The sequence below is a fragment of the Nitrospiria bacterium genome, assembly GCA_035517655.1.
Lineage (GTDB): Bacteria > Nitrospirota > Nitrospiria > JACQBZ01 > JACQBZ01 > JACQBZ01.
On the sequence record DATIYJ010000025.1, the window covers coordinates 1 to 12,001 of the forward strand.

Consider the following 12,001-nt stretch of genomic DNA (forward strand, 5'->3'; position numbering starts at 1 on the left):
GTCCGCAGAAATTGGCGGAGCGGGTCATCGAGATTCTTCAACGTTCTTCATAGGGGGTATCGCCATGGCCAATCTTAATTCCTTTGATATCGTTTCCAAGACCGACATGCAGGAGGTCAAGAATGCGGTGGACCAGGCTTCCAAAGAGCTGTCCCAGCGCTTCGACTTTAAAGGAAGCAAAAGCCTCATCACGCTGGAGGGCACCGACCTGGTCGTCGTATCGGATGACGAATACAAGTTAAAGAGCGTTCTGGATATTCTCCAGTCCAAGCTGGTCAAGCGCGGTGTTTCTCTCAAGGCCCTGAGCTACGGGCCGGTCGACGCAGCGCTTGGCGGCACCGTCCGGCAGAAAATCGCGTTGCAGCAGGGGATCAATTCCGATAAAGCCAAAGAGATCGCCAAGGCGATCCGGGACGCGAAGTTCAAGGCCCAGACCCAGATCCAGGGAGACCAGGTCCGCGTATTGAGCAAGGACAAAGACGAACTCCAAACCATCATCGCCTTTTTGAAAGGTCAGGACTTCGGCCTGCCGTTGCAGTTCACCAATTACCGGTAGGGGCGCTTTGCGAGCCGCCCCTACCCGGCCCTCGCCAGTTTCTCAAACCCATCCTTGACGACGATCATCGCCTTGCAATCGTCTTCGTTATATTTCAGAACCTTTTCCAGGGCATGACCGGTCCCGCCCTCGACCGCCTGTTTGTACCAGATCATCGCGCTCTTCATCGCGTCCACCTCCGAAGCGTCTTGAGACCAATGAAAACCAAAATACGGCGCGACCACCTTGATGCTGTAACCGGGCGTGGGCAGGATATAGGACGCCTGAGCCGCTTTGCAGAGGTCTTCGAGATGAGGCTGAACCCGCGCGTTGAAGTCGTCGAGAAAACCGTGCCGTTCGCTCGCCTTCCGGAGTTGGGTCTTTTCATAATGGTCCCAGTGGTACAGACGGTAACGGCGGGTTTCTTTCCGCAGATATTCAAAAAATTCGGCGAGAATCTTTTTTTCGTCTTCCGGTTTCTTGGCCAGATAGGCGAGGTACGGCGCCTCCCGGCCGCCGGCCCGCGCCGTCAGGCCGATCAGGTAGATGCAGTTCCAGGCCGGATCGTCTTGAAACAGCTCTCCCGTGCCTTCAAGATCCAAAAACAGCTCAACCTCGGGAGGATCGTCCAGCGGTTCGTAGGGGCCGACCCGAATCACCCGTTTCGAAAGCTGGGACTTGGCCGAGTTCAGAATTTGCGGAATCTTCTTCGGGCCCAAACCCTTGATCGTTTTTAATGCGTTGGGATTCAGTTGCACGAGATCCCCGAGCGTGTGGACGCCCATCCGGTGAAACTTCTCGGCATGAACCGCTCCGACGTTCCAGGTCAACGTCACGTCTTGAAGATCGTGCGCCGCCTTGTTCTGCAGCCTCCTCCAGCGGGACGTCCGATTGTAAACCGGATAGGGCGGTCGCTCAGCGGCAACGATCTCCCGCGCGCGCCGAACGGCTTCCACGACCCGCGGTTCATCGTAGGGAATCGCGAACTCTTCATTCAACCGGGAGACCACCCGACTCTCATTTTCGATCCCGTAGCCCCTCCGGAGAAGGTACGCATAAACCAACGCCTGAATTTCATGCGTCTCATCCGGTGTTCCGGCCAGTTTATATTCCTCAAGGATAGAACGGCCCTTTTCGACCTGAATAACATCGGGGCGGGCGCGGAGCCCCAAAGCGCCGGATTCAATCGCCCCGCCGTAGATCACGACATGGCCGTATTTCAACAGTTGACCCGTCTGCATCGCGGCGGCGCCGAAGGGCCGGTCGGTCAAATCAACGACCGGCCCATGTCGTTTTTTCAAAAGCTCCTTCTCGATCCGCAATCCCTGTTCTTTAAGAAAGAGGGCATACTCGTCCTCCGGGTCTTTGAGTCTCGGATCGCCGTGATGGTCATGCCACAAACCGAAAGGGTCCGAAAGGGCGAGCGCGACATCCGACGCGGAAAGCACAAAAGGATCGGCCACGAAATCACCTCTTTTAAAATGTCAGCGAATTTTACAGGTTTGATCGAACAGGGTCAACAGGCGCGGCGAATGCAGGGCCGATTCAGAAGAACAGGTCGGCGGTTCTGTGGTTAGTGGGAATTGTGGCCGATCAGAGATACAACCCAGAAGAAAAACACGAAAAGCAGGAAGGCAAGCGCCATGAAGATAAAACGGCCGATTTCGATTGCGCGGGGAAGGACGGCCGCTTTGACTCGGGTTCGAAACCGTTTCATCAGTCTACCTCACTAAACGGGCCGACTAGACCTGGGCCGCGATGGGGAACTCGGCCGGCGGCTGTATCCCGACTTCGGAGGAGCGGTCCGTGACCAGGGTCCAGGAATCGGTCGACGACAGAATCTCGGAGACCAATTTCGTGTTCAGCTGATGACCCGAACAGTAAGCGTCCACCTCTCCCAAAATAGGCGTGCCCAGCAACGATAGATCGCCGAGAATGTCAAGGATCTTGTGGCGGACGAACTCATCGGCGTAGCGAAGCCCTTCTTTGTTTAAGACGCCGGCCGGTCCGACCACGACGGCGTTCTCGAGCGACCCGCCCCGGGCCAAGCCATGGTTGCGAAGCGCCTCCACTTCCTCCAGAAAACCGAAGGTCCGGGCGGGGGCGATCCACTCCACAAAATCCTCGGATATCGGTTCAAAAGAACAACTCTGATGAGCCAGGAGAGGATGGTCGAACCGAATCGTGCAGTTGACGCGAAACTTCCACGAAGGCCGGACCCGGATCCATTTTCCGCCGTCACGCACCTCGACCGGACGGGTCACCTTCAAAACCGGCTGCTGAACACCCTGTTCCTGAATGCCCGCCTTGAGTATGAGGTCGACGAAGGGTTTGGCGCTGCCGTCCATGATCGGCAGTTCAGCGGAGTCCAATTCAATGATGAGATTGGTAATCTGAAGTCCCGAGAGCGCGGCCAGCAGGTGTTCGACCGTCTGGACTTTGGTGCCGTTCTCGCCGATCGTGGTACAGAGCAGCGTTCCGACGACCTTGGTCCCGTCGACTTTGACCGAGACGGGTCCTTTATTTGTGTTTCTCGTAAAAACGATCCCGGTGTTCACCGGAGCCGGCGCCAGCTTCATATTCACCGAACCCCCGGAATGAAGTCCGACGCCGGAGCAATGAATAATCTTTCGGATTGTTTTCTGAATGTACATCGACAACTCCAAATGCCGCCACGATTATGTGCAAGAGATATACCATCAATCAGTCCCATCGGAACATTAATTCAACTCGAATGTAAGTCATTATATTGCTTAAATAATATTTTTAAGCGCGCAACGCTATTTCCTTGTTCGAGCGAATTATCGATGCTTTTTGTTGTATAAAGACAACAAGACCGAATAGGCGTGTTGTGTTTTAGTAACAGCAAGAAGCCAACGAGAGCTTCGGTAATCTTAAGCCGTCGGGGGGAAGCGAGTGATCGTCACAGGCACATAGTCAAGCCGGGGACCCGAATCCGTGCGGTACGCCAGAGTATGCTTCAGCCAAGCGGCATCGTTCCGGCCCGGGAATTCCTTCCGGAAGTGGGAGCCCCGGCTTTCCTCCCGTGCGATCGCGCTCACGACGATCGTTTCGGCCAGATCGATCAGCGAGCCGAGTTCCAACGCGTTGGTCAGTTCCGTGTTGAAAATCCTTCCGCGGTCCTCCAGGTGGATGTTTTCACTCCGCTGCCGGAGCTCACGGATTTTCAGGAGGGCCTTTTCCATCCGCTCCCGGCTGCGAAAAATCCCCAAATGCTCCGTCATCGCGGCGCCCAGTTCTTCGCGCAGCGGTCCGATGCGCTCTCCGTCCTTCCGCTTTAGAAGCTGTTCGATTTTTTTTCGTTCCGTCTGAAGGGGCGCTTCGGAAAATCGGACCGTTGCGACCGCACGGGCGTATTCGGACGCACGCTGTCCGGCTCTCCGTCCGAAGACGATCGTTTCCAATAACGAATTTCCACCCAGCCGGTTGGCCCCGTGGATGCTGACGCAGGCGCATTCTCCGGCCGCGTAGAACCCGGCGACTTCGGTCTCGCACCAGGCGTTGGTCCGGATTCCCCCCATCGAATAATGGGCCCCCGGTCTCACGGGGACCGGGGACTCGATCGGATCCACGCCCACAAAACTGATCGCCAGCTCCCGGATTTGCGGCAGGCGTTCCAGGATTTTTTTCTTTCCGAGATGACGGAGGTCCAGGAGGACGCACCCGTTCACCCCGCGTCCTTCCTCGACTTCCTGCTGCTCGCAGCGGCTGACGAAATCCCGCGTGGCCAGTTCCATCTTTTGCGGATCGTAGCGGGACATAAACCGCTCGCCCAGCGTATTGAGAAGATATCCCCCTTCTCCGCGGGCGCCCTCCGTGATCAGGATTCCGGTCTCCCGCAAGGTGGTCGGATGGAACTGGACGAATTCCATGTCCATGAGGGGCGCGCCGGCGCGGTAGGCCATGCTCATCCCGTCTCCGGTATTGATCACGGCGTTGGTGCTGGTGGAATAGACCCGGCCGTAGCCGCCGGTGGCGAAGATGACGGCCTTCGCCCCGATGGCCTGCAGCTCGCCGTGCAGCACGTCGATCGCGATCACCCCCCGGCAGACCCCGTCCTCCACAATCAGCGACAGGACATACCACTCTTCGTAAACGAACACGCCCTTCTTCAACAACTGCTCGTACATCACGTGCAGCAGCGAATGACCGGTGCGGTCGGCCGCGTAACAGGTGCGGGGATACCCCGCCCCGCCGAAGGGGCGCTGCGCGATCTCCCCCTGTTCATTCCGACTGAAGATCGCGCCCAACCGCTCCAGCTCCAGGATGTCCGCCGGTCCTTCCTGACACATCACCTCGATGGCGTCCTGATCCCCTAGAAAACCGCTTCCCTTCGCGGTATCGAAGGCGTGCGCTTCCCAGGAATCGTTCGGGCTCAGGGCCGCGTTGATCCCGCCCTGGGCCGCGACGGAATGGCTCCGGACCGGATGGACCTTGGAGACGATCGCGACGTCCAAGCCGGGCGCCGCGGCCACGGCCGCGCGCATCCCGGCCAGTCCGGCGCCGACGATGAGGATGTCGTGCGTGCGCATCCGGTCATCCCTCCAACACTTTTACAAGGACCTGCCGGCTTCGGGGCCCGTCGAATTCGCAGAGGAAGATCGCCTGCCAGGTTCCAAGGGCGATGCGGCCGTCGCGGACGATGAACTGTTTCTCGGATCCGATCAGGCTGGCCTTGATGTGGGCGTGGGAATTTCCATCGGGGTGGCGGTAGGCCCCCTTTTCGGGGACGAGCCGGTCGAGGACCCGAAGGAGGTCCGAATGGAATCCCGGCTCGGCTTCGTTGATCAGCAGTCCGACCGTGGTGTGCGGCACATAAACGACGCAAATCCCGTCTTTCACGCCGCATCGGTCGACGGCCGCCTGGATCTCGGCCGTCACGTCGATGATCTCGGCGCTTTCACGGGTTTTGACAACCCGTTGCTCGATCATGCCGGTCCCCAGCGAAGATTGAGTTCCTTCACCGCCCGGATTTCATCCAAGCGGGTGACCGTCCGGCTGTACGGCGCTTTCTTCACCAGCTCCGGATCCTCCTCGATTTCCTTGGCGATGCGCAACATGGCTTCGCAGAACCGGTCGAGGTTTTCCTTGGGCTCGGTTTCGGTCGGTTCGATCATCAAGGCCTCGTCCACGATCATCGGAAAGTTGACGGTCGGCGGGTAGATGCCGTAGTCGATCAGCCGTTTGGCGATGTCCCAGGCATGGACGTCCCGGTTGCGAAACTTCTTGGCCGAGGCCACGAACTCATGCATGCAGAATCGGTTGTACGGAACCGGATAGACCTGCTCCAGACGTTTGCGGATGTAATTGGCGTTCAAGATCGCATTGGTGCTGACTTTTCGAAACCCGATCGCGCCCATCCGCCGGATGTAGGTGTACGCCCGGACCAGGTTTCCGAAATTGCCGTAGAAGGTCTGAACTTTTCCGATGGACCGGGGCCGCCGGCTGTCCAGCACGTATCCTTTTTCGGTTTTCTCCACGACCGGCACGGGAAGAAACGGGGACAGAAACGATTTGACGCCCAGCGCGCCGGCGCCCGGACCGCCTCCGCCGTGAGGCGTCGTGAAAGTTTTGTGAAGGTTGGAATGGACGACATCAAACCCCATGTCGCCGGGCCGGCAGAGTCCGAGCAGCGCATTCAGATTGGCGCCGTCCAGGTACAGCAAGGCCCCGACGCTGTGCAGCAGCTCGGCGATCTTGAGAATATCCCGCTCGAACAACCCGAGGGTGTTCGGGTTGGTCAACATCAGCGCCGCGGTCTCCGGGTCCACCAGCCGTTTGAGATCGTCCAGGTCCACGAGACCGTCCGCGTTGGAATGAACCACCTGAACCTGATAGCCCGCGAGGGTCGCGGTGGCCGGATTCGTTCCATGGGCCGCATCCGGCACGATCACTTTCCGCCGAGGATCGCCGTTCGACCGATGGTAGGCCCGGATCATCAAGATCCCGACCAGCTCCCCCTGCGCGCCCGCCGCCGGTTGAAGCGTGACGCGATCCATCCCGGTGATTTCGCGCAGGGCCGCCTCCAGTTGATACAGCAGCTGCAGCGCGCCCTGGGTCTGTCCGGCCGGCTGCATCGGATGCAGGGCGGAAAAACCGGCGTACCGGGCGACGTCTTCATTCACCTTGGGATTGTATTTCATCGTGCAGGATCCCAACGGATAGAACCCCTGGTCGATGCCGTAATTGTCGCGGGAAAGATTGGTGAAGTGTCGCACGACATCCACCTCGCTCAGCTCGGGCAGGAGGGGGGGGTCTTTTCGAAGATACTCCGCCGGCAGCAACTCGGCGATCGGCACCTCCGGCACGTCCAGGTCCGGAAGCGAGTATCCCTTCCGTCCGGGCACGCTCTTTTCAAAAATCAACGGTTCACCCATTACGCTTCTCCTCGGACATGAAAATACGCCAACATCAGCGCGCAGATCGTCTTGGCGTCCTCGATTTCTCCTCGACGGATCATCGCGACGGCTTCCTCCAGCGGACGATTCACCACCTCGATCACCTCGTCGTGCTCGAGCGCTTGGCCCACCGGCGTCAGGTGCCGGGCCAGGAAAAAGTGGATCCTTTCGTCCGTAAATCCCGGCGTGGTCCAGACGGCGCCCAAGCGCACCCATTGCGACGCCTCTTGGCCGACCTCCTCGGCCAGTTCCCGGCGGGCGCAATCGAGCGGGGCTTCGCCCGGATCCAGCCGGCCGGCCGGAATCTCATGGATCATCCCGCCGGCGGCATGCCGATACTGGCGTATCATCACGACCTGTCCGTCTTCCCGCAGCGGCACGATGGCCGATGCGCCGGGGTGGCGGAGGATCTCGAGTTGCACCGTTCGTCCGTTCGGCAGACGCGCCTCCTCCAGATTGAATTCCACCACGCGTCCTTTGTAGATCGTGGTCAAGCGATCATCCCCTTCAGGACCGTAACCATCTGATCCATCTCCTCCTTGGTCCGCTTCTCCGTCACACACAGGAGCCAGTGGTTTTTCAGCTTGCGGTTCAACTCGCCCAGATCCAGCCCTCCGATGATCTTGTGTCGAAACAAGCGCTTATTCAACCGGGCCAGCGGCACGGGTGTTTTCACGACAAATTCCTTGAAGAAGGGCCGTGGAAACGCCATCTCAAAGCCCTTGATTTCGCAAACACGGTGCTTCAAGTAATGGGCCTTCTGAAGACAGAGCCGGCCGATTTCCCGCAGCCCTTGCCGGCCCATGACCGAAAGATAGATGGTCGCGGACAACGCGGACAGGGCTTCATTGGTGCAGATATTGGAGGTCGCCCGTTCGCGTTTGATATGCTGCTCACGGGTCTGCAGCGTGAGGCAATAGCCCCGTCGTCCCTTGGTGTCCACCGTCGCACCCACCACGCGCCCCGGCATCTGGCGGACATAGTCCCTTCTTGTTGCGAAGAAGCCGAGGTAGGGCCCGCCGAAGTTAAGACCGCAACCCATTCCCTGGCCCTCTCCGACAACGATATCGGCGCCGGACTCGCCGGGCGATTTCAACAGACCGAGGCTGATCGGATCGGCCGACACGCCCAACAACACCCCGTGCCTATGGGCTTCCTGCGCCAGGCCTTCCACCGGTTCAAGACAACCTAAAACATTGGGCGTTTGCAACAGAACACAGGCGACGTCCTCCGCCAGCAGCTTTCCGACCGCGGCCAGATCGGTCGCCCCGTTCTCGTACGGAAGTTCGATGATCCTTGTTTTTGTGCCCGAGAGATACGTCTTCAGCGCGGCCCGATGGAAGGGGTGAACGGTGGCGGAGACGAGGATTTTATTCCGCCGGGTGACCCGCAGCGCCATCATGGCGGCTTCCGCCAGCGCGGACCCGCCGTCGTAGAGCGAGGCGTTCGCCACGTCCATGCCGGTCAACTCGCAGATCATGGTCTGAAACTCGTAGATCGTCTGGAGCAGCCCCTGGCTCATCTCGGCCTGATACGGCGTATACGCGGTATAAAACTCGGATCGAAAAGCCAGATGGTTGACGACCGACGGGATATAATGATCATACGCTCCGGCGCCCAGGAACGAGACGTGATGGAGAAGGTCGGCGTTTTTTTCGCTCAAGCGCAGCATCTCGGTCTTGAGCTCCGGCTCGGACAACGGCGGGGGGAGCTGAAGCCCCCGGGTCAAGCGGATCTCGGAGGGGATGTCGCCCAATAGATCCTCGATGGTCTCGACCCCGATCGCGGTGAGCATCTGGTGTTGTTCTTCCTTGGTATTCGGAATGTATTCCATGAAAAATTTCCCTCCGATTTCCGTGGGGGCGATTCGTGAGCCGTCCCCACGTTTCTTTTTTATAAGACGGACGTTCCGCGCTTTTTGTAAAAGGGTCTTTCGACCACGCGGGCGGGAACGACGTTGCCGCGGATATCGATCCGGATTTCACCGGCCGGCACGGCCAAGGGGGCTTGGACGTATCCCATGCCGATTCCCCTATTCAAGGAGGGCGAGTGGTTGCCGCTGGTCACGACGCCGACCTCCCGGCCGTCGGACAAGATCGTATGGCCGTGCCGAGGCACGCCGCGCTGCAGCAATTCAAAACCGACCAGCCTTCGGGATACCCCGTCCTTTTTCTGGCGCACCATCGTGGCGCGGCCGATAAAATCGTCCTTGGCGAAATCCACCGCGAACTCCAAGGAGGCCTCGATCGGCGTCGTCGTTTCGTCCATGTCGTTGCCGTACAACGGATAGCCCATCTCAAGCCGGAGGGTGTCCCGGCACCCCAGGCCGCAGGGCTTCAGTCCGTACCGCGCGCCTTCCCGGAGCAACGCCTCCCAGACCTCCCGCGCGCCGTCGACCGGAAGGTACAGCTCGTATCCCAACTCGCCGGTGTACCCGCTGCGCGACAAGCGCATCGGAACGCCGGCCACCTTGGTCTCGAGACAGTGACGGAGCTTGAGCCGATCCAGGTCGGCCGCCGTCAGCGGTCTCATCAGGTCCCGCGATCGCGGTCCCTGCACCGCGACCTGGGCCGACTCGGCGCTCCGGTCCGTCACGTCCACGCCCGAAAAATCCGCGGCCTGCCGGCCCATCCATCGATTGATCTTTTCGGCGTTCGAGGCGTTCGCGCAGACGAAGTACCGCCGCTCGTCGAAACGATAGATCATGATATCGTCCAGAATGCCGCCCTGCTCGTTGCAGGCCAGGGCATACTGCATCGCGCCGACGGCCAGTTTCTTGACCGGGCTGGTCGCCACGCGGTCCAGCAGCGCCGCGGCGTCGGGGCCCGTCACTTCGATCCGACCCATGTGGCTCACATCGAACAGGCCCGCGGCCGACCGCGTCGCGCGGTGCTCCTCCAGCACGCCGGTGTAGGACAGCGGCATCTCCCATCCCGCGAAGGGAATGATCTTGGCCCCGAGCTTTTTGTGCTCCTCGTATAACGGGGTGCGCTTCATCTTTCTCCCAAGTACGCCTCCCGCACGCGCGGATTTTCCAGCAGCGAGCGGGCCTCGTCGGCCATGACGATCCGGCCGGTTTCCATCACATAGCCCCGGTGGGCCAGACTCAAGGCCGCGCGCGCGTTCTGTTCCACCAGAAGGATCGTCTTTCCCTGCCGATTGATTCCCCGGATGATGTCAAAGATGCGGCTCACCACGATCGGGGCCAACCCCAAGGAAGGTTCGTCCAATAAAAGCAGCCGCGGCCGGGCCATCAGGGCCCGCCCGATCGCCAGCATCTGCTGCTCGCCGCCGCTCAAGGTTCCGCCCAACTGGCTCCGTCGCTCCTTGAGGATTGCAAACTGCTCGAAGACCCCGGCCAGATCGTCCTCCCGCTCTCGACGATCCCGCCGGAGAAAAGCGCCCATTTCAAGATTTTCCAGAACGGTCAGTCGGGGAAAGATTCTCCGTCCCTCCGGAACCTGGGAAATCCCGCGGCCGACGATTTCATGCGCGGGAAGCCCGGCGATATTGCGGTCAAGAAACTCGATCCGACCGCGGTGAGGCGTCAGGGCCCCGGAAATCGTCATCAGGGTGGTGGACTTGCCGGCCCCGTTCGCGCCGATCAGGGCCACGATCTCGCCTTCCTTCACTTCCAGTGAAATCCCCTGGATCGCCTCAATGGGGCCGTAACGGGTGTGGACATCCTCCAGTTTCAACACGGAGGCGGTCACATGGTCCCCAAATAGGCCTCAATCACTTTCGGGTTTCGCTGGATTTCGTCCGGAGACCCTTCCGCAATCTTTTCGCCGTGGTCCAGCACAACGACCCGGTCCGAAATTCCCATCACCACTTTCATGTCGTGCTCGATCATCAGAATCGTGATCCCCTGCTCGCGAATCCGGCGGATCAACTGCGCCAGATCCCCGGTTTCACGGGGGTTCATCCCGGCCGCGGGCTCGTCCAGAAGAAGCAAGACCGGCTCGCTGGCCAGCGCCCGGGCGATTTCGAGCCGCCGCTGCTCGCCGTAAGACAGATTTCGCGCCCACGCATCCGCTCGTGCCGCCAGGCCAACGAATTCTAACAGTCTCAAGGCCCCGGATGCAAGCGCTCTTTCCTCGTCGAGAACCCATCGCCTTCGCAGCAAGGCGCCGATCACGCCGGCGCGGCTTCGGGTATGGGCGCCGACCATGACATTTTCAAGCGCCGTCATCTCGGCGAACAGGCGAATGCTCTGAAATGTCCGGGCCATTCCATGGCGCGTGATCTGATGCGGAGCCCGTCCGGCCACGGAGCGACCTTTAAACGTAACCGTTCCCCGGGTGGGCGCATAGACCCCCGTCACGCAGTTGAAGAAGGTCGTCTTGCCGGCCCCGTTCGGACCGATCAGGGCCACGATCCGGCCTTCTTCCACGGCGACTTCAACGCGCTCGAGCGCGGTCAATCCCCCGAATACCTTGCTCAGGTTCCGCGTCTCAAGCAGCGGCATCGTCGACTCCGAGAAAACGCCCCTCTTGAAGTTTCCGCTGATCTGCGCTATGGTGAGGCAGCGACATGGTTATGTCATCGCATAAAAAAGCGTTGATCGTTCTGTTATCGGCGTCCCTTTTTCTTGCCGGATGCTTTAGTTGGATGATCACCCGGCCGACGGTGTCGATCCAGGAAGTTCATGTCACCGGCCTGAGCCTGACCGGCGCCACCCTGACCGTTCTGGTCGAACTTGAAAATCCGAACGGGTTCGGCGTCACGGTAACAACCTTCACCTACTCGGTCGCTCTGAACGACCGGCCGTTCGCACAAGGGGCGGCGGCCGGACCCATCTCAATCAAGCGACGGAGCATCACCCCCGTTTCAGTGCCTCTTCAGACCACCTTTAAAGACCTCGAAAAGGGCCTCAAATCACTGACCGGCTCCGATACCGTGGAGTACCGTATTGAGGGATCGCTTGCGGTGCAATCCTTTCTGGGCCGACTGGAATTTCCCTACCGCCGCACGGGAACGATCGACCTCAGGCACCCCCGTTCCTTGAACTCTTCGAAGGGGGACGCTTCGTAACGGCTCCGTCGCT

At 59.9% G+C, this 12,001-nt stretch carries 13 protein-coding genes; 2 read left to right on the forward strand and 11 right to left on the reverse strand.

From position 1 onward, the window contains the following. Nucleotides 1–64 precede the first annotated feature (64 nt). Nucleotides 65–556 (forward strand): YajQ family cyclic di-GMP-binding protein, encoded by a 492-nt coding sequence (locus VLY20_05360; protein ID HUK56068.1) that lies wholly within the window; start codon nucleotides 65–67, stop codon nucleotides 554–556. Between the two features lie 20 nt (nucleotides 557–576). Here VLY20_05360 and VLY20_05365 read toward each other — a convergent pair whose 3' ends face one another. From VLY20_05365 to VLY20_05415, 11 genes are all read right to left on the reverse strand, one after another. Beyond that, nucleotides 577–1,998: a TM0106 family RecB-like putative nuclease gene (locus VLY20_05365; protein HUK56069.1), complete on the reverse strand. Its 1,422-nt coding sequence runs from the start codon at nucleotides 1,996–1,998 to the stop codon at nucleotides 577–579. A 110-nt stretch (nucleotides 1,999–2,108) separates the two neighbouring features. After that, nucleotides 2,109–2,252 carry a hypothetical protein gene (locus VLY20_05370; protein HUK56070.1) on the reverse strand — a complete coding sequence of 48 codons (144 nt, stop codon included), beginning with the start codon at nucleotides 2,250–2,252 and terminating at the stop codon, nucleotides 2,109–2,111. A 25-nt stretch (nucleotides 2,253–2,277) separates the two neighbouring features. Next, the gene (gene lpxC, locus VLY20_05375; GenBank protein HUK56071.1) at nucleotides 2,278–3,189 is read right to left on the reverse strand and encodes a UDP-3-O-acyl-N-acetylglucosamine deacetylase; all 912 of its coding nucleotides are present in this window, start codon (nucleotides 3,187–3,189) and stop codon (nucleotides 2,278–2,280) included. A gap of 240 nt (nucleotides 3,190–3,429) precedes the next feature. Then, nucleotides 3,430–5,088, reverse strand: a complete 1,659-nt coding sequence (locus VLY20_05380) for an FAD-binding protein (GenBank protein ID HUK56072.1) — start codon at nucleotides 5,086–5,088, stop codon at nucleotides 3,430–3,432. Between the two features lie 4 nt (nucleotides 5,089–5,092). After that, nucleotides 5,093–5,488, reverse strand: coding sequence for a secondary thiamine-phosphate synthase enzyme YjbQ (locus tag VLY20_05385; GenBank protein ID HUK56073.1), 396 nt, complete (start codon nucleotides 5,486–5,488; stop codon nucleotides 5,093–5,095). Continuing rightward, nucleotides 5,485–6,933 carry an aminomethyl-transferring glycine dehydrogenase subunit GcvPB gene (gcvPB, locus tag VLY20_05390; GenBank protein ID HUK56074.1) on the reverse strand — a complete coding sequence of 483 codons (1,449 nt, stop codon included), beginning with the start codon at nucleotides 6,931–6,933 and terminating at the stop codon, nucleotides 5,485–5,487. Before gcvPB ends, VLY20_05385 begins: the two co-directional genes overlap by 4 nt. Next, nucleotides 6,933–7,448 (reverse strand): NUDIX hydrolase, encoded by a 516-nt coding sequence (locus VLY20_05395; GenBank protein HUK56075.1) that lies wholly within the window; start codon nucleotides 7,446–7,448, stop codon nucleotides 6,933–6,935. The genes gcvPB and VLY20_05395 overlap by 1 nt, the downstream gene beginning before the upstream one ends. Then, complete coding sequence (gene gcvPA / locus VLY20_05400) at nucleotides 7,445–8,788, reverse strand: aminomethyl-transferring glycine dehydrogenase subunit GcvPA (protein HUK56076.1); 1,344 nt, start codon at nucleotides 8,786–8,788, stop codon at nucleotides 7,445–7,447. Before gcvPA ends, VLY20_05395 begins: the two co-directional genes overlap by 4 nt. 59 nt (nucleotides 8,789–8,847) lie before the next feature. Then, nucleotides 8,848–9,951, reverse strand: a complete 1,104-nt coding sequence (gene gcvT, locus VLY20_05405; protein HUK56077.1) for a glycine cleavage system aminomethyltransferase GcvT — start codon at nucleotides 9,949–9,951, stop codon at nucleotides 8,848–8,850. Beyond that, nucleotides 9,948–10,667, reverse strand: a complete 720-nt coding sequence (locus VLY20_05410; GenBank protein ID HUK56078.1) for an ABC transporter ATP-binding protein — start codon at nucleotides 10,665–10,667, stop codon at nucleotides 9,948–9,950. The genes gcvT and VLY20_05410 overlap by 4 nt, the downstream gene beginning before the upstream one ends. Further along, a complete protein-coding gene (locus tag VLY20_05415) occupies nucleotides 10,664–11,422 on the reverse strand; it encodes an ABC transporter ATP-binding protein (protein ID HUK56079.1) in 759 nt (252 codons plus the stop codon). Before VLY20_05415 ends, VLY20_05410 begins: the two co-directional genes overlap by 4 nt. A gap of 143 nt (nucleotides 11,423–11,565) precedes the next feature. On the opposite strand from VLY20_05415, the gene VLY20_05420 reads away from it, so the two are divergent. Continuing rightward, entirely contained in the window at nucleotides 11,566–11,988 is a 423-nt protein-coding gene (locus tag VLY20_05420; protein ID HUK56080.1) for an LEA type 2 family protein, read from the forward strand. Nucleotides 11,989–12,001: the final 13 nt, after the last annotated feature.

Bases quoted from the DNA above. Each gene is read 5' to 3' on its own strand.
- VLY20_05380 (HUK56072.1), bottom strand. From the start codon at position 5,088: ATGCGCACGCACGACATCCTCATCGTCGGCGCCGGACTGGCCGGGATG.
- lpxC (HUK56071.1), bottom strand. From the start codon at position 3,189: ATGTACATTCAGAAAACAATCCGAAAGATTATTCATTGCTCCGGCGTC.
- VLY20_05360 (HUK56068.1), top strand. From the start codon at position 65: ATGGCCAATCTTAATTCCTTTGATATCGTTTCCAAGACCGACATGCAG.
- gcvPB (HUK56074.1), bottom strand. From the start codon at position 6,933: ATGGGTGAACCGTTGATTTTTGAAAAGAGCGTGCCCGGACGGAAGGGA.
- gcvPA (HUK56076.1), bottom strand. From the start codon at position 8,788: ATGGAATACATTCCGAATACCAAGGAAGAACAACACCAGATGCTCACC.
- VLY20_05420 (HUK56080.1), top strand. From the start codon at position 11,566: ATGATCACCCGGCCGACGGTGTCGATCCAGGAAGTTCATGTCACCGGC.
- VLY20_05415 (HUK56079.1), bottom strand. From the start codon at position 11,422: ATGCCGCTGCTTGAGACGCGGAACCTGAGCAAGGTATTCGGGGGATTG.
- VLY20_05370 (HUK56070.1), bottom strand. From the start codon at position 2,252: ATGAAACGGTTTCGAACCCGAGTCAAAGCGGCCGTCCTTCCCCGCGCA.
- gcvT (HUK56077.1), bottom strand. From the start codon at position 9,951: ATGAAGCGCACCCCGTTATACGAGGAGCACAAAAAGCTCGGGGCCAAG.
- VLY20_05385 (HUK56073.1), bottom strand. From the start codon at position 5,488: ATGATCGAGCAACGGGTTGTCAAAACCCGTGAAAGCGCCGAGATCATC.